16 protein-coding genes are annotated in these 20,015 nt (G+C 72.3%); 9 read left to right on the forward strand and 7 right to left on the reverse strand.

Going from position 1 to position 20,015, the window contains the following annotated elements; all coding sequences use genetic code 11:
- The first annotated feature begins 35 nt into the window (after positions 1-35).
- The 9 genes from ACTMTJ_RS10620 to ACTMTJ_RS10660 all read left to right on the forward strand — a co-directional run bounded on the left by ACTMTJ_RS10620 (position 36) and on the right by ACTMTJ_RS10660 (position 11,263).
- Complete coding sequence (locus tag ACTMTJ_RS10620; RefSeq protein ID WP_441215984.1) at positions 36-923, forward strand: fructosamine kinase family protein; 888 nt, start codon at positions 36-38, stop codon at positions 921-923.
- Between the two features lie 17 nt (positions 924-940).
- Complete coding sequence (gene moaA / locus ACTMTJ_RS10625; RefSeq protein ID WP_441215985.1) at positions 941-1,957, forward strand: GTP 3',8-cyclase MoaA; 1,017 nt, start codon at positions 941-943, stop codon at positions 1,955-1,957.
- A 1-nt stretch (position 1,958) separates the two neighbouring features.
- The gene (locus tag ACTMTJ_RS10630; protein WP_441215986.1) at positions 1,959-2,213 is read left to right on the forward strand and encodes a MoaD/ThiS family protein; all 255 of its coding nucleotides are present in this window, start codon (positions 1,959-1,961) and stop codon (positions 2,211-2,213) included.
- 7 nt (positions 2,214-2,220) lie between these two features.
- Positions 2,221-3,411, forward strand: a complete 1,191-nt coding sequence (locus ACTMTJ_RS10635) for a metallophosphoesterase (protein ID WP_441215987.1) — start codon at positions 2,221-2,223, stop codon at positions 3,409-3,411.
- 185 nt (positions 3,412-3,596) lie between these two features.
- Entirely contained in the window at positions 3,597-6,794 is a 3,198-nt protein-coding gene (locus tag ACTMTJ_RS10640; protein WP_441216311.1) for a UvrD-helicase domain-containing protein, read from the forward strand.
- Positions 6,795-6,880: 86 nt separating this feature from the next.
- Positions 6,881-7,672, forward strand: a complete 792-nt coding sequence (locus ACTMTJ_RS10645; RefSeq protein ID WP_441215988.1) for an LppU/SCO3897 family protein — start codon at positions 6,881-6,883, stop codon at positions 7,670-7,672.
- Between the two features lie 118 nt (positions 7,673-7,790).
- On the forward strand, positions 7,791-8,996 hold the full coding sequence (locus ACTMTJ_RS10650; RefSeq protein WP_441215989.1) for an AAA family ATPase: 1,206 nt from the start codon (positions 7,791-7,793) through the stop codon (positions 8,994-8,996).
- A gap of 29 nt (positions 8,997-9,025) precedes the next feature.
- Entirely contained in the window at positions 9,026-9,571 is a 546-nt protein-coding gene (locus ACTMTJ_RS10655; RefSeq protein ID WP_441215990.1) for a DoxX family protein, read from the forward strand.
- 171 nt (positions 9,572-9,742) lie between these two features.
- Complete coding sequence (locus tag ACTMTJ_RS10660; protein ID WP_441215991.1) at positions 9,743-11,263, forward strand: glycosyltransferase 87 family protein; 1,521 nt, start codon at positions 9,743-9,745, stop codon at positions 11,261-11,263.
- Positions 11,264-11,340: 77 nt separating this feature from the next.
- Here the strand turns inward: ACTMTJ_RS10660 and ACTMTJ_RS10665 are convergent, their stop codons facing one another.
- The 7 genes from ACTMTJ_RS10665 to ACTMTJ_RS10695 all read right to left on the reverse strand — a co-directional run bounded on the left by ACTMTJ_RS10665 (position 11,341) and on the right by ACTMTJ_RS10695 (position 19,553).
- The gene (locus ACTMTJ_RS10665; protein ID WP_441215992.1) at positions 11,341-11,766 is read right to left on the reverse strand and encodes a molybdenum cofactor biosynthesis protein MoaE; all 426 of its coding nucleotides are present in this window, start codon (positions 11,764-11,766) and stop codon (positions 11,341-11,343) included.
- Positions 11,763-12,983: a molybdopterin molybdotransferase MoeA gene (locus ACTMTJ_RS10670; protein ID WP_441215993.1), complete on the reverse strand. Its 1,221-nt coding sequence runs from the start codon at positions 12,981-12,983 to the stop codon at positions 11,763-11,765. Before ACTMTJ_RS10670 ends, ACTMTJ_RS10665 begins: the two co-directional genes overlap by 4 nt.
- A gap of 9 nt (positions 12,984-12,992) precedes the next feature.
- Positions 12,993-13,481, reverse strand: coding sequence for a MogA/MoaB family molybdenum cofactor biosynthesis protein (locus tag ACTMTJ_RS10675; RefSeq protein ID WP_441215994.1), 489 nt, complete (start codon positions 13,479-13,481; stop codon positions 12,993-12,995).
- Positions 13,478-13,969 carry a cyclic pyranopterin monophosphate synthase MoaC gene (gene moaC / locus ACTMTJ_RS10680; RefSeq protein ID WP_441215995.1) on the reverse strand — a complete coding sequence of 164 codons (492 nt, stop codon included), beginning with the start codon at positions 13,967-13,969 and terminating at the stop codon, positions 13,478-13,480. Before moaC ends, ACTMTJ_RS10675 begins: the two co-directional genes overlap by 4 nt.
- A gap of 124 nt (positions 13,970-14,093) precedes the next feature.
- Positions 14,094-15,452, reverse strand: a complete 1,359-nt coding sequence (locus ACTMTJ_RS10685) for an ATP-binding protein (RefSeq protein ID WP_441215996.1) — start codon at positions 15,450-15,452, stop codon at positions 14,094-14,096.
- Positions 15,453-15,563: 111 nt separating this feature from the next.
- On the reverse strand, positions 15,564-18,581 hold the full coding sequence (locus tag ACTMTJ_RS10690) for an AfsR/SARP family transcriptional regulator (RefSeq protein WP_441215997.1): 3,018 nt from the start codon (positions 18,579-18,581) through the stop codon (positions 15,564-15,566).
- A gap of 150 nt (positions 18,582-18,731) precedes the next feature.
- Positions 18,732-19,553, reverse strand: coding sequence for a tetratricopeptide repeat protein (locus tag ACTMTJ_RS10695; RefSeq protein ID WP_441215998.1), 822 nt, complete (start codon positions 19,551-19,553; stop codon positions 18,732-18,734).
- Positions 19,554-20,015 lie beyond the last annotated feature (462 nt).

The following is a 20,015-nucleotide window of genomic DNA, read 5'->3' on the forward strand; positions in this document are numbered from 1 at the left end:
CCGACGGCGACACCCACTTGGTAAGAGTGGTCGACATGGACCTCGCGTACCTCCGGGCGCACCCCGAGCATCTCCCCGCCTTCCTGACCCATCAGCGAATCCGGGAGACGCCCGTGCCAGGGGGCAGCATCTGCACCGCCTCCCGGCTCACGCTCGACGACGGCGCGTCCCTGTTCACCAAGTCGTGGAGTGGCGCCGCGCAGCCGGTACCAGATGGATTTTTCGAAACGGAGGCCGCGGGGCTGCGGTGGCTGCGCGATGCGGGCGGCGCGCCCGTGCCGGAGGTCATCGCCGCGCTGCCCACGCTGCTCGCGCTGGAGTGGGTGGAGCCCGGCGCGGCGACGCCGCGAGCGGCGGAGCGCCTCGGGCGCGACCTGGCGGCCACCCACCGGGCCGGCGCCGGCGCCTTCGGGGCCGAGGGGCCGGGCTTCATCGGCGCGCTGCCCGCAGACAACACGCCGTCGCCCGGCCCCTGGCCGGGCTGGTTCGCCGAGCGCCGGCTGGTGCCCTACCTGCGGATGTCGGCCGACAACGGCGCGCTCTCCGCACCCGACGTCGCCCTCGTCGAGCACGTCGTCTCGCGCATCGACGGGTACGGCGGGAACGAGCCGCCCGCGCGCGTACACGGGGACCTGTGGCCGGGCAACGTGCTGTGGGCGGCCGACGGGCGGGCCTGGCTCGTCGATCCCGCGGCACACGGCGGCCACCGCGAGACCGACCTCGCCCAGCTCGCCCTTTTCGGGGGCGCGCCGCACCTGGACCGGGTGCTCGCCGCGTACCAGGAGGAGTGGCCACTGGCGGAGGGCTGGCCGGCCCGCGTGCCGGTGCACCAGCTGCACCTGATGCTCGTGCACACGGCGCTGTTCGGCGGGGCGTACCGATCCGCTGTTCGGGCAACGGCCGAGGCGGCGCTGCGCGCTTGACGCGGTAACGTCAAGAGATGACCACCGCGGGGCTCGTCGACCGGTTCGGAAGGGTGGCGACCGACCTGCGGGTCTCGCTCACCGACCGGTGCAACCTGCGCTGCAACTACTGCATGCCGGTGGAAGGGCTGCCCTGGCTGCCCAACTCGGCCGTGCTCACCGACGACGAGGTGATCCGCCTGGTCCGGGTCGCGGTCGAGCGGCTCGGCGTCGACGAGGTCCGCTTCACCGGCGGTGAGCCGCTCATCCGGCCCGGCCTCACCAAGATCGTGACGGCGGTGGCCGAGCTGAGCCCGCGCCCGCGCCTGTCGCTGACCACCAACGGCATCGGCCTCGACAAGCTGGCCCGGCCGCTGCGCGAGGCCGGCCTCGACCGGGTCAACGTCTCGCTCGACACGCTCGACGGCGAGCGGTTCGAGCGGCTGGCCCACCGGCGGCGGCTGCCCGACGTGCTGGCCGGCCTCACCGCCGCGCGGGCGGCGGGCCTCACCCCTGTCAAGATCAACTCTGTGCTCCTCCGTGACATCAACGAGGACGAGGCGCCGGCGCTGCTGCGGTTCGCCCTGGCGGAGGGCTACGAGCTGCGGTTCATCGAGCAGATGCCGCTGGACGCCCAGCACGCCTGGGATCGCACCCGCATGATCACCGCCGCGGAGATCCTCGCCGCGCTGGAGGCGGAGTTCACGCTGCTGCCCGACCCGGCCGAGCGCGGCGGCGCACCCGCCGAGACATGGCTTGTCGACGGCTTCACCGCGCCCGGCGGCCAGCCGGCGAAGGTCGGCGTGATCGGCAGCGTCACCCGCCCCTTCTGCGGCGACTGCGACCGCACCCGCCTGACCGCCGACGGCCAGGTACGCAACTGCCTCTTCGCCACGGAGGAGTCCGACCTGCGGGGCGCGCTGCGCGGGGGTGCCGGCGACGAGGAGATCGCCGACCGTTGGCGCGCGGCCATGTGGGCCAAGCGGGCCGGACACGGCATCGACGACGCGAAGTTCCTCCAGCCGGCCCGCCCGATGTCCGCGATCGGCGGCTGACATGGCGGTCGAGTCGATTACGGTGCGTTACTTCGCCGGCGCCCGGGCCGCGGCCGGCGTGCCCGAAGACTTCGCGCCGGCCGGCCTCTGCCTGGACGACCTGGCGGCCGAGCTGTCGGCCCGTCGCGGCGAGCGGCTCGGCACCGTGCTCAAGGCGGCGAGTTTCCTGGTCGACGGCGTCGCCTGCCACGACCGCCAGTCCGCCCTGCCCGGCGGGGCGACCGTCGACGTCCTTCCCCCGTTCGCCGGAGGCTGATCCGAGCGTGGGCGTGATCGTGTTCGTGGTGTTCGCGTTCGCCGTGATCGGGCTGATCCACTTCTACCTGTGGAAGCGCCTGATCCGCGACACCACCCGACCGGGCCGCTGGCGCCGGGCCGGCGGCGTGGCCGCGCTCGTGCTCGGTGTGCTCGTGCCCGCCACCCTGGTCGGCACCCGGATGGGGCAGTGGTGGCTGGCCTGGCCCGGCTACCTCTGGTTGGCGGTCATGTTCTACCTGATCGTCGTGCTGGTGGTGCTGGAGATCCCGATGCTCGTGGCCAAGCTCTGGCTGCGCCGCGGGCGGGCGTCCGCCCCCGTGCCGGCCCTGGTCGGCGCCGGCGGTCCGGCGGCGGAGCCGCCGGCTCCCGATCACCAGCCCGATCGGCGGCTGCTCCTCGCCCGCGGGGCGGCCATCTTCGCCGGGCTCACCGCCGCGGGCGTCTCCGGGTACGGCATCCGCAGCGCACTCGGCCCGCCCCAGCTCGACCGCGTGTCGATCCCGCTGGCCAAGCTGCCGCGCACGATGGACGGCATGCGCATCGCGCTGGTCTCCGACATCCACCTCGGCCCGCTGCGCGGTCGCGGACACACCGAGCGGATCGTCAACATGATCAACGAAATGGACGCCGACCTGGTGACCGTCGTCGGCGACCTCGTCGACGGCAGCGTCGAGGAGCTGGGCGCGGCCGCCGCCCCGCTGGAGCGCCTGCGCTCGCGCCGCGGCACCTACTTCGTCACCGGCAACCACGAGTACTTCTCCGGGCACCAGGAGTGGGTCGACGAGGTGGCCCGCCTCGGTCTGCGCCCGCTGCGCAACGAGCGGCTGGAGATCGAGGGCCTCGACCTGGCCGGCGTCAACGACATCGCGGGCGAAGAATACGAAGACGGGCCCGACTTTCCCAAGACGTTCGACGGGCGCGACCCGAGCCGCCCGGTCGTGCTGCTGGCACACCAGCCGGTGCAGGCGGAAAACGCGGCGAAGTACGGCGTCGACCTCCAGCTCTCCGGCCACACCCACGGCGGCCAGATGGTGCCGTGGCACCTCCTGGTCCGCCTCGAGCAGCCGATCGTCTCCGGGCTGGGCACGGTCGACGGCACGAAGGTGTACGTGACCAACGGCGCCGGCTTCTGGGGTCCGCCGGTACGTGTCGGCGCGCCCCCACAGGTCACCCTCGTCGAGCTGCACAGCCAGTAGTGAGCGAGCGAGCTGGCGCGGCGGCGTCTGGACGCAGCCGCCCCTCCGACGATGTCGGGGGTTTCGGTGCGGCGGAGGAAGACGTCGCCTTCAGCGCCGCACGAGCGAGCGAACCCGGAGACACAGTGGGCGTCACGCGCGCGTGGCAACACGCGCCGGACGACGCGGGCATGGCACTATGCGGCGTGCCTCCGTTCAGCGTTGCACCTCAGGACAGCTCGACCGGCAGCAATCCGTACGTCGTTGACCTGCACATCCACTCGAAGTACTCCCGCGCATGCAGCCGCGACCTCAACCTTCCCAACCTGGCCTGGTGGGCGCGGCGCAAGGGCGTCAGCGTGCTGGGCACCGGCGACTTCACCCACCCGGCCTGGCACGACCACCTGCGTGAGACGCTGCACCCCGCCGAGCCGGGCCTCTACCGGCTCAGCCCGGAGGCCGAGCGCGAGATCGCCCGCAAGCTGCCGCCGATCCTCGCCAGCGCGGCCGAGGCCGATCCGGTGCGCTTCATGCTGAGCGTCGAGATCTCCACGATCTACAAGCGCGACGACCGCACCCGTAAGGTGCACCACCTGATCTACCTGCCCGACCTCGACGCGGTGGCCCGCTTCAACACCGCGCTCGGGCGGATCGGAAACCTGGGTGCGGACGGGCGCCCGATCCTCGGCCTCGACTCGCGCGACCTGCTGGAGATCACGCTGGAGGCGAGCCCCGACGGCTTCCTGGTGCCCGCACACATCTGGACGCCGTGGTTTTCCGCGCTCGGCAGCAAGTCGGGCTTCGACGCGATCGCCGACTGCTACGCCGACCTGGCCGAGCACATCTTCGCGGTGGAGACCGGCCTCTCCTCCGATCCCGAGATGAACTGGCGGGTGTCCAGCCTCGACCGCTACCAGCTCGTGTCCAACTCGGACGCCCACTCGCCGCCGGCGCTGGCCCGCGAGGCGACTGTACTGACCGCGCCGCGTGACTACTTCGGCATCCGCGAGGCGCTGCGCACCGGCGACGGGCTGCACGGCACGATCGAGTTCTTCCCCGAGGAGGGCAAGTACCACGCCGACGGCCACCGCGTCTGCGGCGTCAACTGGCAGCCCGACCAGACCCGGGCCGCCGGCGGCCTCTGCCCGCAGTGTGGCAAGCCGCTGACCGTCGGCGTGCTCAGCCGGGTCGAAGACCTCGCCGACCGCGACGACGCCCGCCCGGGTGCCAAGCAGGTCACCCACCTGCTCTCGCTGCCGCAGATCGTCGGCGAGATCAACGGCGTCGGGCCGCGCTCCAAGACCGTCGACGGCCAGATCAACACGCTTGTCGCGGCGCTCGGCCCGGAGCTGCGGATCCTCACCCACACGCCGCTGGCCGACATCGGGCAGGCCGGCGGCGAGCTGCTGGCCGAGGCCATCGGGCGCCTTCGCCGCGGGCAGGTGCGGCGGGTCTCGGGATACGACGGCGAGTACGGCGTGATCAGCATCTTCCAGCCGGACGAACTCCCCCGTGCCGGTCACGCCCATCAGGCGGACACGCTCTTCGACATGCCCGTGCCCGCGCAGCGGCGGCCGGCCGAGCCCGCGCCGCGACGCAAGGCGGAGGCACCGAAGGCTCCCCGCCAGGCGAAGGCCGCCCCGCCCGTGGCGGCGCCCGCCCCGCCGATCGCGGCGCCGGCCTCGCCGCACGAGCCGTTCGAGCCGATGCTCTCCGGCATGGAGGAGGTCGGCACCGGCCTGCTCGACCGGCTGGACGCGCTACAGCGGGTGGCCGCCTCGGCGCCGGGCGGGCCGCTGCTGATCGTGGCCGGGCCGGGCACCGGCAAGACCCGCACGCTCACCCACCGCATCGCGTACCTCTGCGCCGAGCTGAACGTCTACCCGGAGCAGTGCCTGGCGATCACGTTCACCCGGCGCGCGGCGGAGGAGCTGCGCGAGCGGCTCGACGGGCTGCTCGGGCCGGTCGCCGAAGACGTCACGGTGGCGACCTTCCACTCGCTGGGCCTCGCGATCCTGCGCGAGCACGCGTCGGCGGCCGGGCTCGGCGAGGGCTTCGGAGTCGCCGACGACACGCAGCGGGCGGAGGCGAAGGCCGAGGCGGGCGACGACCGCGACGCGTACGTCAAGGTGCTCCGCCAGCAAAACCTCGTCGACCTCGACGAGCTCGTCGAGCTGCCGGTCACGCTGCTGCGCGACGATCCGGAGCTGGTCGAGGAGTACCGGACCCGGTGGCGGTGGATCTTCGTAGACGAGTACCAGGACGTCGACGCCACCCAGTACGAGCTGCTGCGCCTGCTCAGCCCGCCAGACGGCAACCTGTGCGCGATCGGTGACCCGGACCAGGCGATCTACTCGTTCCGCGGCGCCGACGTCGCGTACTTCCTGCGCTTCTCGCAGGACTTCACCGACGCCCGGCTGGTGCGGCTGACCCGCAACTACCGCTCGGCCGCGCCCATCGTCGCGGCCGCGGTGCAGGCCATCGCGCCGTCCACGCTGGTGAGTGGGCGGCGGCTCGACCCGGCCCGGCTCGACCCGGAGGCGCCACTCGTCGGCCTGTACCCCGCCGGCTCGGCCGTCGAGGAGGCCGACTTCGTCCGCCGCACGGTCGACGAGCTGGTCGGCGGCGTCTCGCACCGCTCGCTCGACTCGGGGCGGATCGACGGGCGCTCTTCCACGATCTCCTTCTCCGACATAGCGGTGCTGTACCGGACCGACGCGCAGGCCGCCCCGGTCGTCGAGGCGCTCTCCCGCGCCGGCATCCCGGTGCAGAAGCGCTCGCACAACAGGTTGCGCGACCGGGCCGGCGTCGGCTCGATCGCCCGCGAGCTGCGGCACGCCGGCGGGCTGGGCGGCTCGATCGCGGCCCGCGTGCGGCTCGCCGGCCAGGTGCTGGCCCAGCGTTTCACCGCGCCGACGCTCGACGCGCCGTCGGCGACCAGCCCGGAAGACATCTGGGGTGCCGTCGAGGTGCTCACCCCGCTGGCCCAGCGCTGCGGCGACGACCTGGAGCTGTTCCTGTCGCAGCTGGCCACCGGCGCGGAGGTCGACGCGCTCGACCCGCGCGCCGAGGCCGTCACGCTGCTCACCCTGCACGCCGCGAAGGGTCTGGAGTTTCCGGTCGTGTTCCTGGTCGGCTGCGAAGACGGTCTGCTGCCGCTGCGGCTGCCCGGCAGACCGCCGGCCGAGGAAGAGCTGGCCGAGGAGCGCCGGCTCTTCTTCGTCGGCCTGACCCGCGCGCAGGACCGGCTGTACGTCAGCCACGCCTCCCGCCGCGTCCGCTTCGGCACCGAGCGGGAGACCCGGCCGACGCCGTTCCTCGAAGCGATCGACAGCGGTCTTTTCGAGCGGCTCGGCGACGCCGGCCCGCGCCGCCCCAAGGACCGCCAGCTGCGCTTGCTCTGAGAGATTGGCGCGGTTCCGGGAGGTATGGCGAGGGGGTCGCCACGCTACGGTGACCGGGAACATCGCAGTCTCGGGAGGGCTGTCACATGTCTAACTACGGGTCATATTCCGGCCCGCCGCAGGAGCCTTGGGGGAGGCAGCCGCAGGAGCCGTACGGGCAGCCGTCCGACCCCTGGGGCGGGCAGCCCGACCCGTGGGGCGGCACGCCCTCGTCGACGCCACCGGCCGGTCCCGCGTCCCCGGCCGGCTACCCCGGATACGACCAGGGCGGCTACGACCAGGGCGGTTACCAGCAGGGTGGCGGCTACCAGCAGGGTGGCTACGACCAGGGCTACGAGCAGAGCCCGGGCTACGGTTCCACCCGGCAGTACGAGCAGCCCGGCTACGCCCCGGCGACCGACCCGGCGTGGGGGCAGCCGGTGCCGCCGGCGCCACCGCGCAAGGGCGGCAACCGCACGCTGGTCCTCGTGGTCGTGGCGTTGGCCCTGCTGGTCGTGGCGGGTGGCGTGGCGGCCGTGGTCAAGCTGGGCGGCGCCGACGACGACCCGACCGGCGGCGGCGCGCTGCCCACCTCCTCACAGCAGGCCGATCCGAGCGGCGGCGCGGATGGCTCGCAGGATCCAAGCCCGGCGCCGGAAAACTCCACCGACGCCCGCTTTGTCAAGGCCGGCCAGTGCGTGGTCAACGAGGGCACCGACGCCAAGCCCGAGCTCAAGATCGCGGAGTGCGGGGCCAAGACGTTCGAGGTGCTGGCCCGGTTCGACGGCACGATCGACTACGACGCCAAGTGCAAGACGGTGGCGGGCTACCAGTTCCACTACTTCTTCGACAGCGAGCTCAACCCGCTCGACTTCGTGCTCTGCCTGAAGCAGCGATAGCCTTCTGTAGCGCCGTCTAGCGATATTGCTAGACGGCGCTATTTTCTTGTCGATTTCCCTCGACACGCCTATACGGCTTTCTAGGTTCTGCCCTAGACGAGCCGATACGGTGCGATACGTGGATCCGGTCCGCAACCCCTACGCGCCGGGCGCCGGGCAGCGCCCACCCGAACTCGCCGGCCGCGATCGCGAGCTCGAGGTCTTCGACATCGTGCTCGAGCGGGTGGCCCGCGGTCGCCCCGAGCGCAGCCTGATGCTCACCGGGCTCCGCGGCGTCGGCAAGACCGTGCTGCTCAACACGCTTCGCTCGCAGGCCATCGGCCGGCTCTGGGGCACCGGCAAGATCGAGGCCCGCCCCGACCAGGCGCTGCGCCGGCCGGTCAGCGCCGCGCTGCACATGGCGGTGCGCGAGCTGGCCCCGCACCACCGCGCGCCAGATCGGATCGACGAGTTCCTCGGCGTGCTCAAGGCGTTCGCCCTGCGCGCCAACGCGGCCAACGCGAAGCTCCGCGACCGGTGGCAGCCGGGCATCGACGTGCCCGCGCGGGCCGGGCGGGCCGACTCCGGCGACATCGAGATCGACCTGGTCGAGCTCTTCACCGACGCGGCCAGCGTGGCCACCGACGTGGGCACCGGCATCGCGCTGTTCATCGACGAGATGCAGGACCTCGGGCCCGACGACATCTCCGCGCTCTGTGCCGCCTGCCACGAGCTGTCCCAGCTCGGTGCGCCGCTCATCGTGGTCGGCGCCGGGCTGCCACACCTGCCGGCCGTGCTGTCCGCCGCGAAGTCGTACTCCGAGCGGCTGTTCCGCTACCAGCGGATCGACCGGCTCGACCGGCTCTCGGCCGACCAGGCGCTGGGTGCGCCAGCGTCCCGCGAAGAGGTCGAGTACGAGCAGAAGGCGCTCGACCTGCTCTACGAGAAGTCCGGCGGCTACCCGTACTTCGTGCAGGCGTACGGGAAGGCGACCTGGGACCACGCGCCGCGCTCGCCGATCACCGCGGAAGACGTGCGGGTGGCGGCGCCGGAGGCCGAGGCCGAGCTGGCCGTGGGGTTCTTCGGCTCGCGCTACGAGCGGGCCACCCCGGCCGAGCGGGAGTACATGCGGGCGATGGCGGCGCTGTCCGCCGCCGAGCCGACGGATGACATGGACGCCGCGGTGTCCACCGCCGACATCGCCAAGCAGCTCGCGCGCAAGCCGGCCAGCCTCTCGCCGGCCCGCGACGCGCTCATCAAAAAGGGACTCATCTACTCCGGTGAGCGGGGGACGGTGGCGTTCACCGTTCCGCACTTTGGCCGATACCTCCGAACAGTGGGGTAAGCAGCACCACGACCGGGTATGAAGGGCCCATGAGACCCGTACGCACCGCGGCGCGCGCGATGCTCAGCGCGATCTTCGTGGCCAATGGCGCGCAAGCGTTGGTCAACCCGGACCCGCTGGTGCCCAAGGCAAAGCGGGTCACGGATCGGGTCGCACCGCTGCTCGACAAGGCGCCCACCCCGTTGCCGACCGACGCCCGCGCGCTGGTCCGGATCAACGGCGCGATCCAGGCGGTCGCTGGGCTGCTCCTGGCCACGGGGCGGGGCAGCCGCACCGCCGCGGCGGTGCTGGCCGGCACCCTCGTGCCGACGACGCTCGCCGGCCACGCGTTCTGGGAGCAGGACGACCCGGCGGAGCGGCGGGCTCATCAGATCCACGTGCTGAAGAACATCGGACTCTTCGGCGGCCTGCTGCTGGCGGCCGCCGACACCGAGGGACGGCCGAGCCTGCGCTACCGTACGGAGCGCTTCATGGGAGATCGGCGGCGTTCGATCCAGCGTGGCGTCCGGGCCGCTCGCCGCGACGCGCGCATCGCCGTCAAATCGGCGGCGGTGGGCCGGCACCTGCCCGGATAACCCACCCGAATCACCTGAACTACACGCCGTACGTTAACCCGTTGGAAATGTCGCGAACCAGTGTGGGATCGGACACGGTCGGGTAACGCAGGAGGTACTGGAGTGACAGGCCGTTCTAGGCTTCTAGGCGGACCTGGGTGGGAACGATTTTGGTACGGGGGTGGCCACGCCATGCCGGCGACCGTCGGGAGACGGATGGGCCGCCTCGCCCCAGTCCGCCGCGTGCTCAGTGGGATCGACCTCTGGGTGGTCGTGCGGGTCGGCATCATCGCCGTTACCTTCTACGCCGCCTGGCGCGCCATCGAGGCGTACGGACGGTTCTACGACTTCTTCGATATGAAGATCTACCACGGCGCGGTGGTCTGGTGGGCGGGCGGTAACGAGCTATACGACTTCATCGCTCCGGGCATGACGATCGGATACACATATCCACCCTTCGCCGGCATCCTGATGATGCCGCTGGCGCTCGTACCCGTGGAGGCCGCCGGCTGGGTCAACGTCATCGCCAGCCTCGGGGCCCTCGCCCTGGTGCTGACCGCGCTGCTCGCCCCGATCGTCCGCCGCTACGGCTGGTCGCTGTGGTTTGTCGTCGGTGTCGCCACAGCGCTCGCTACCGCCACCGAGCCGGTCCGCGAGACGCTCGGGTTCGGGCAGATCAATCTCCTGCTTTTCGGTCTGATCATGGCCGACATGGTGGCGCTGCGGTGGCGCACCCGCGGCCGGAGCAGCCCGCTCCAGGGGCAGCTGACCCGCTTCTTCGCCACCGGCGCCTGGGCCGGGGTCGGCGTCGGGCTCGCCACGTCGATCAAGCTGACGCCGGCCCTGTTCATCGTCTACTTCGTGATCTCCCGGCAGTGGCGGGTCGCGTTCACCGCGATCGCCACCGCGGTCGGCGTGACCATGGGCACCTTCGCGGTGGCCGGACGCGAGTCGATGACCTACTGGACGAGCGTGCTCTGGCAGACGGAGCGGGTCGGTGCGGCGGACATGACGCCCAACCAGTCGCTCGCCGGCGTGCTCGCCCGGATGTACGACTCGGTGAGCGCACCCACGCTGCTGTGGCTGGCGTTCGCGCTGCTGCTGCTCGCGGTGGGCCTCTCCCGCGCCAACCACGCGCACGCCGACGGTGACGAGCTGGCCGCGTTCACGCTGGTCGGCCTGACCACCAACGTGATCAGCCCGATCTCGTGGTCGCACCACTTGCTCTACGTGCTCCCGGCGATCATCGTCCTGTTCGACGCGACATTGCGCCGCCGTGACGCCAGTCGCGGGCCGATCCGCCGCCCCGGGCCGGCGGCCGCCGGCTTCGCCGCGCTGACCGGGCTGCGCACGCCGATCTGGTTCCCCGCACTCACCGGCATCCGGCACGCGCTCGCGGCCCTCGGCCTATTCCTGCTCTTCGTGCGCTCACCCATCTGGCCGTACGAGCACCAGCTGCCGCAGGTCTCGCACTACGCCGACGGGTTGTGGGGCGCGCTGATGGAAAACTCGCTCGCGCTGGCGATCATCGTGCTGGTGGCCGCGCTGCCGTGGCGCCCGGGGGCCGAGCCGGCGTTCTACGGCCCGTCCTACGCGGTGGGCAATACGGTGCTTCGACCCCGAGCCCGGGTCAATTCGGGGCTGGGCGCGCAGCGAGCTGCCCGAATTGAACCGGCAGCCGGGGCCGAGCGAGCGGAGCGAGCCAGCAAGTAGGACCCCCCCGCCGCCCCAGGAGGTGCCCCGGCGCCCGTTCCGCCAGCCGGAAGAGCCGCGCAGGCAGGACGAGGCGCTCAGGGGCAGTTGACCCACTCGTCGGTGCCGTCGGTGAAGATCTGGTGCTTCCAGATCGGCAGCCGGGCCTTCACCTCGTCGACGAGGCGGGCGCAGGCGGCAAACGCGGCCGCCCGGTGCGCGGTGCTCACGGCGGCCACCAGCGCGACGTCGCCGATCTCGAGGGGACCGACCCGGTGCGACACGGCCACCGCGTGCACATCGGGGTCGGCGGCGATCTCGGCGGCCACCTCACGGAGCACGGCCTCGGCGGTCGGGTGGCCTTCGTATTCCAGCTTGGTGACCGTGCGGCCGTGGTCGTGGTCGCGGACGACACCCTGAAACGACACGACCGCGCCGGCCTGGCGCGTGGCGACCGCGGCCTCGTGCGCGGCCAGGTCGAGCGGCAGGTCGGTGACCGCCAGCAACACGACGGAATCGGTCATGGCCGCTCTCCCATGAACAGGGGAAGTGGCGCGAACGGTACGACCGCGCCCGGCTCGCCGGTCGTACCCGGCGCGATCACCGCGAACCCGTCGGCCTGCGCCAGCCCGCGCAGCATCGCCGAACCGACGTGCCGCACCGGGTGGGCGACGTGGTCGACCGGGTCGACCCGCACCAGCGCCAGATGCGTGTGCTCGCCCCGGCCGGGCACCGCCTCGGCCAGCGTGATCGTGGGCAGCACCGGCTCGGGGCGGCCGTGCAGCCCGGCGAGCAGCGGCGCGACGAGCGACACGAGCGCGACGATCGCGGACTGCGGATTGCCGGGGAGGCCGGCGAGGAAGCGGGACCGCCCGTCGGGCCCGGGCACCCGGGCGAGCAGCATCGGAAAGCCGGGGCGGACCGCGACGGTGTTCACCACGTACTCACCGCCGAGCTCGCGCAAAGCCGGGTGGAGGTGGTCGACCGGGCCGCGCATCGTGCCGCCGGTGGTGCACACCAGCTCGGCGCTGTCGAGCGCCTTGCGGATCGCGGCCACGTGCGCGGCGAGCGTGTCTTCGACCGGACCGACGAAAAGGCCGGGCTCCGCGCCGTATCGGCGGAGCCAGGCCGGGACCGGCGCGCCAAGAGCGTCACGCACCCGACCGGCGCCGGGCAGGCCGGTGGTGAGCAGCTCGTCACCGAAGACCAGCAGCGCCGAGCGCGGCGGGCGGCGCACCGGCAACGTGTCGTAGCCGCAGGACGCGGCCAAGCCGATCACGCCCGGGTTGACCGCGGCGCCGGCGGGCAGCAGCACCTCGCCCCGGTGCGCCTCGTCACCCGGCACCCGCCACTCGGGCTGCGCCCGCGGCGTGCCGGTCACGTGGCCGTCGGGCGTGTGCGCTGAATCCTCGACGCGGAGCACCGTCGTGGCGCCCTCGGGAAGCATCGCGCCCGTGGCGATCTCGACGGTGGTGCCGTCTTCGCCGAGCGGTGCGGGGCTGCTGCCGGCGAGCACCCGCCCGACCACCCGCCACGGCCCCGGGCCACGCACCGCCCAACCGTCCACACTGGAGGTCGGGAAAGCGGGCAGGTCGGTCAGCGTGGTCAGCGGCTCGGCCAGCGTGTGCCCGTCGGTCTCAGCCAGGGGCACCCGCACCGCCGGCTGGGCGGCGGCCAGGCCGGCCGTGTAGGCCAGCGACCGCGCCTCGGCCCACGAGACCGGCGCTGTCTCAGTGCTCACCAGGCGAGCCTATCCCTGTGTCTGGCTCGCGTGGTCGCCACCGCGCAGCTGATCGACGGCATGTGCCAGCAACGGCCCGAGCACGGCAAGGCCGTCGCGAGCCCCACCCTTCGAGCCCGGGAGGTTGACGACGAGGGTACGACCGGCGACGCCGGCCAGCCCGCGGGAGAGCGCCGCGGTGGGCACCTTGTCCCGCCCGTACGCCCGGATCGCCTCAGCGATGCCCGGCACCTCGTAGTCGAGCAGCTCACGGGTCACGTCGGGCGTGCGGTCGGTCGGCGTGATGCCGGTGCCGCCGCTGGTCAGCACCACGTCGAGCCCGTCGGTGACCGCGCGGCGCAGCTCGTCGGCGACCGGCTCGCCGTCCGGCACCACCACCGGCTCGCCCACGTCGCAGCCAAGCTCGCGCAGGCCCTCGACGAGCAGCGGCCCGCTCGTGTCCGCGTACACCCCGGCGGCCGCGCGGTTGGAGGCGACGACCACGCGCGCCCGGATCACGGACGATCCTCCGGCCGGGTCCAGTCGCCGGTCTTGCCGCCTTCCTTGCTCAGCACCCGTACCCCCTCGATGGAAGCGGCCGGGTCGACGGCCTTGACCATGTCGACCAGGGCGAGCCCGGCGGCGGCCACGGCGGTCAACGCCTCCATCTCGACACCCGTGCGATCGGCCGTCTTGGCACTCGCCGTGATTTCCACGGTCTCGCCGGTCAGCTCGAAGTCGACCGTGACGCCGTGCAGGGCGATCGGGTGGCAGAGCGGGATCAGGTCGGGCGTGCGCTTGGCGCCCATGATCCCGGCGACCCGGGCCACGGCAAGCGCGTCGCCCTTGGGCAGGCCGTCGCGGCGGAGCAGGTCGACGACCTCGGCGGTGGTGCGCAGGCGCCCGGCGGCGACCGCGCGGCGCACCGAGACCGACTTTGCCGACACGTCCACCATGCGGGCCGCGCCTGCGGCGTCGACGTGGGTTAGATGGGCGGAATCCGTCACCAGGCGAGCTTATGCGGCGGGCTGGGGAAGGGAGCGCCCCCGTGGCGCCCCTCCGCCCGTAAAAGCCGGCCGCCGCGGGGAATCCGGATACGCGCGACGGCAGGCCGCTTGTAATGCACCGGCTCTATGACGCGGATCGGAACGAACCCGACAGGACCCGGGGCGGCCCGCCCAACCGGTCGGCGTTCGCGTCGCGGAGCCAGGCCCGTAGCCGCGGCCAAGCCGTCACGAGAGCTTCGTGCGGGATCTCCACGGTGTCCGGCGTGGTGGCGAGCAGGCCGGCCACCGCCATGCGACCGATCGCCGCAGCCGCCACGGCGTTGTGGCTGGCCGGTACCGGGCCGAGGAGTGTCACGTTGCCCGCGCCGTCGAGCCGAGCGAGCCGCAGCAGCGTCCAGCGCAGCGCCTGCCGCTGGGACGCGTCCAGGGCGGTGTGTACGCTCTCGGCCGTCTGCTCCACGGCACCGGCGATGCCGCCCGCGGCCTCGTATCCGCCGACGGTGATGACCACACCGCGCCGCCGGCGCCACGCTTCGAGGAGCGCGTGCGAGATGCGCGGAAGGGCGTGCGGTGTGCCCGGCGCGGACGCCGCGATGCGGGCCACGAGGGCGCGTTCCACCGCGAGCCCGGCCTGCCGCGCGGCGCGGACGATGGACTCCCTCAGCTCCGGTCCGGTCATCTCGCCGACCGTCAGCCGCCCCACGCCGTGGTCGGCAGGGGATAGGAGGTCGGTGGTGCGCTCGCTGTAGTCGGCGCGCACGCCGACGACCACCCGGTGCCGGCCGTGCGGCGACTGGACGAGAACCCGCAGCGCGGCGAGGAACTCGGCCTGCTCGGCACCGCGGGTAAAGATCTCCTCGAACTGGTCGACGACGACCGTCAGGGCCACCTCGTGCGGGGTACGGGCGGTGACCTCGGCTATGCGCCGCGACAGCTCCGCGGCCGGGTGCCGCCCGGGCGTCATCAGGATCGGCAGGAACGCCGGCCGCACCGGCAGCGCGCCGAGGCGCGGTATCAGGCCCGCTCGCAGCAGCGACGACTTGCCGGTACCGCTGGCGCCGGACACGACCACCGCCCGGCGTACGGACAGCATGCCGACCAGCTTGGCGATCAGGCGTTCACGTCCGAAGAACCACTCCGCGTGGTGCGGCTGGTACACGCCCAGCCCGCGGTACGGCGCGCGGGCCACCCCCTCGGTCGACCTGGTGGCGGCCTCCCGCGCCTGGCTGTCCGCCAGTCGCCACCGCTCTTCCCAGCGCATCACGTCGCCCTCGCACGCGGTGACGAACGCGAGCGTCACCTCCAGCGTCGGCAGCCGGTATCCGGACACCGCCGAGGAGAACGTCGTCGGGGCGTAATGCGCCCTCCTCGCCAATTCGCGGTAGCTCGGGTTGCCCGCAGTGCGCCGCAGGTCGCGAAGCTCGGCGACGAATCGCTCCACCGGCCCGTCGACAGCGTCGAGACCGCGCTCTGGCCGCCCCATTTTTACGCCTCCCTGTGCGCCTTGCCACGGGCACGCTCGCGACCGTACGGGGGCCGCGATCAGGAGATCGACAAAAAATCGATAATGCGGCGATAGCCTCTCAGCGGACTCTCAGGGACCCCTGGCCGGCGCGAGCGCGGAAAGGTGCTGCTCCACCGCGTACCGCTCCGGCACCTCTATCCGGCGGAAGAGGACCAAGGCCCGCTCCCAGTGGCGGCGCGCCTCGGCGGGATCGTCGTCCACGCGGCAGGCGGCGATGCCGGACAGCGCCCTTCCCTGTTCGTACGGGTTGCCAAGGCTCGTCGCGAGCGCGAGCGCCTGCTCGTGCATCTCGACGGCCTCACGCGACCGGCCGGCGCGGACGAGGGTTCGGCCGAGGTCGTTCATGGTGGCGACGTCCATGCTCCGCTGCCCCACGGCGGTGGAGCGGCGCAGGGCGACCCGGTGAAGCCGCTCCGCCTCCGCCAGGTGACCGAGCTCGCGGTGGGCGTTGGCCAGGTCGTTGGTCGACTCGGCCACCCCCAGGCGGACACCGATCCGCTGCTTGAGCGCGAGCGACGCGTTGATGAGCCGGATCGCCTGGCGGGCGTCGCCCATGCGGGCACGCACCGCGCCGATGTGACCAAGTGCCTGGGCCACGTGGTACGTGACACCGCTCTGCCGGCCGAGGAAGAGGTGCAGCCGGTGTACCCGGAGCGCTTCGTCCAGCCGGCCGAGGTACATCAACGGGATGCCGAGGTTGGGCAGGATCAGCAGGACCGACACGTCGAGCAGGCGCCGGCTCTCGGCGAGCGCCCGTTCGTTCAGCGCGACGGCTTGGTCGAACCGCCCGAGGTGCGCGTAGACGCTGGCCGCGTTTGCCCGGGTCTGCGAGGCGCCGGCGACATCCCCGATGCGCTCGCGCAGCCTGACCGCGATCTCCAGGTGCTGGATGGACTCCAGGAAGCGGCCGACGCGCTGGTAGCCCGATGCGAGGTAGTTGTGCATCGCGGCGATCGCTTTGTCGTCATTCAGCCGCTCGGCGGCACGGAGGCCGCGCTGCTGTAGCTCGATGATGTCGTCGTAGTAGCCGCGCAGGAAGTGGAACCGCCACGCCGCCCGAGCCAGCCGCCAGACGTACCCGTCGAGGCCGGCCTCCTCGGCGAGGCGTATGAGGGCGCGGACGTTCGACCGCTCGCGCTCGAGCCAGTCGCTGTCGACGGTGCCCTGTGCCTGGAGCAGGTCCGGCCGCGCCGGTGGGGCGAGGTCGAGGTGGCGCCGCAGCGCGGGCGGCTCCAGCGGCTCGGTCACCGCCGCGGCGGAGTGCACGTAGTAGTCGAGGAGCGCGGCCATGGCGGCCTCCCGCTGCTGCGCGTGATCGACGGCCTGGGTAAGGGCGTTGGCGTACTCGCTCATCAGGTCGTGCAGGCGGAACCGCCCCGCGTCGGGCTCCTCCACGAGATGGCGGTCGACAAGCTCGTCGATCACCTGCGCGGTCTCCGGCAGGGAGAGGCCGGACAGCGCCGCCGCCGCCTCGACCGGGAAGTGCTCACCCGGCCACAGCCCGAGAAGCCGGAACATCCGCTTCGTCGGCGAGCGCAGGGGAGCGTAGGACAAGCCGAACGCGCTGGCGATCGAGCGGTTTTCCGCGGTCAGCTCGGCGAGGACCGTCGCCTGGTGCCCGAGCCGGTCGGCGAGATCCGCAAGGCGCCAGCCCGGACGGTGGGCCAGCCGTGCGCCAGCCAGCCGGATCGCCAGCGGCAGGTATCCACAACGCGCCACCACCTGGCCGGCCGCCTGCGGCTCGGCCCGCACCCGCGCCGGTCCGACGGTGTTTGCCAGCAGCTCGACCGCCTCCTCAGCCGAAAGCTCGGGAAGCGACTGCGGATGCCCGCCCTCCATCGCGGCGAGGCGGCGCCGGCTTGTCACCAGGACCATCGACGCACCGGTCGTGGGCAGCAGCGGGGTGACCTGGTCGGTGCTCGCCGCGTTGTCGAGCACGACGACGGCGCGGTGCCGGGCCAGCTCGGTGCGCCAGAGGGCGATCCGGTTGTCGACGTCCGCCGGGATGCGGTCGCCCGAGACGCCGATCTGCCGGAGCAGGGTGACCAGCGCCGGGGCCGGCTCGACCGGGCTGCTTTCGCCGTGGCCCTGTAGGTCGATGAAGAGCTGCGCGTCCGGGTAGTGCCCGGCGAGCTGGTGCGCGACGTGGACCGCGAGCGTGGTCTTTCCGCTGCCGGCCATGCCGTCGATCACCTGGATGACCGGGTGGTCACCGGCCTCCCGCCCCGCGCCGAGCAGGCGCGCCACGAGATCCGCCCGGCCGGTGAAGTCGGCGACCCGGCGCGGTAACCAGCTCGCCACCGGCGCCGGCGGCTGGGTGGTCACGGCCGGACCTGGCTCCACGGCGGGCTTCAGCAGGTCTCGGTGCAGCCTGCGCAGGGCCGGACCCGGCTCGATGCCGAGTTCCTCGCCGAGTGCCCGCCGCGCCGCGGTGTAGGTGCTCAGCGCGCCGGGGACGTCGCCCGCGGCGGCCCGCGCCCGCATCAGCAGCCCGTACGCCCGTTCGCGCAGGGGGTGCATCTGGGTGTGGTCGCGCATCAGCCGGGCGGCCTCGGCCGGCTGGCCCAGCTCGAGGTGGACGTCGGCGAGATCCTCGGTGGCGACCAGCCGCTCCTCTTCCAGCGCCGCGCTACGGGCCGCGAGCACCGGGCCCTGCGTCACGCCGGCCAGCATCGAACCGCGCCAGCGCGCCAACGCACCGGCCAGCACGGTGGCCGCCTTGGCCGGCTCGCCTGCGGCCCGCAGCTCACGGGCGCCCTGGCACTCGTCGAGGAAAGCCTGAAGGTCGACGCCGGATCGGTCGGTCCGCAGCACATACCCGTCGCCCTGCCGGCGGATCAGGCCCCGGGCGGCGTCGGTGGCGTCGAAGAGCCGGCGTAGGTTGGCGGCGTAGGTGCGTGTGTTGGGCACGGCGGAGGCGGGCGGATCGTCCGGCCACAGCTCGTCGATCAGCTCCTCGACACCCACCACGCGACCGGCTTGGACCGCCAGCATCGCCAGCACGGTCTGCTGCTTTCGGGTGCCCAGCGGCAGCGCCGCGCCGTTGGCTCGCACCTCCAACGGCCCTAGGACCCGCACCTCCAACACCGTTTGTCTCCCAGAGAGAAGGATCGATATAGTGTCGGGCCTGCCTAACGCCTGGTCGAGCCGGACGCCGCGTTCCCGCTGATCATAGGCTGTGCCGCACAGAGGCGACCAAGCGTCTCGTCGCGCCGCCGGCCCGCATGAGCGCCGCGACTAGTCAAGACGCCGCTCGATGTCGAATTGCTCCGGAACCTTCATCTGTCTGAAGAGGACCAATGCCCGGCGGGCCTCGGCCGGATCGTCCTTTTCGATCCAGGATGCGATGCCGGCGAGCGCTTTCTGCTGTGCCTCGTGGAGGACCACCACCGCGTCTTCGGGGCGGCCCAGCCAGAGGTACACCAGGCCGAGGTTGGCGCGGGCGGTGCTCGCGCCGAGCGGGTCTCCGCTGCGCTCGTACAGCTCCAGCGCCGCCTTGAGGTGCTTTACCGCTTCCTGATGGCGCCCCATCCGCTGATGGCCCGAAGCGATGTAATTGTGCATGACCGCGGTGCCGAAAAGATCGTAAAGCCCTGCCTCGTCCGCCCGGTGTACGAGCGCGCGGATGTTGGAACGCAGGTAGCCGCACCGCCGGGCCACCTCGTCGGCCGCGCTCGGCTCGGCACCGACCCGATCGGATCCGACCACCTTGCCCAGGAGCTCGATCGCCTCATCGCGGGACATCACGGGCAGCGACTCCGGGCGTACGCCGTCGAGCGGCACGAGACGGCGGCGGCTGGTCTCCAGCGTCACCGACGGCCTGGACACCGGCAGAAGCGGACCGGCCTGCGCGCCGGTCGCCGCGATGTCACCTCCGCCGGCCAGCGCTGTCGCCGGCTTGGCCGGCCACCGCTCGTCGATCAACTCTTCGACGCTCGTGGCCCGACCGGCTTGGACCGCCAACCTCACCAACTCGGTCTGCTGCTTCCGGGTGCCCAGCGGCAAAGCGGCACCATCCACTCGGGCCTCCAACGGCCCCAGGACGCGCACCTCCAACACCGTTTGTCTCCCAGAGAGAAGCATCGATATAGTGTCGGGCCACCAACTATGCAGGGTAACCGGGACAGGGACGCGATCAAGGCGGCGGGTTGCGTTTTCGACCGGTTGCAGGCGAAGGCTTTGGCGCCTCTCGCCATAACGGGATGAAGGCCTAATCGATCTGATCAAATAACCGGCCGAACCGACCTTGCATCCGCATGTGAGAGCCGGCCCACAACACGCGAATCGGACGAGCCGCTATGGTGATAGCGCTTTGCGCGACAGCACGTGATCAGGCCATCTACAAGATCGAGTCTTCCGCCCGGCGACGAAACGCGTAACTGTAGATGGATCGGAAACGCTTCTGATAGAGGCGCCATCGCGCTCCGTCCGCAAACGGGGACAGCCCGTGACAATCCGGGCTAGAGTTACTGATACTGCGCATTACGACACTAATCCGTGTGAACCGCGCGACGTTTACCT

Origin of the sequence: Phytohabitans sp. LJ34 (genome assembly GCF_052068095.1) — a bacterium.
GTDB lineage: Bacteria > Actinomycetota > Actinomycetes > Mycobacteriales > Micromonosporaceae > Phytohabitans.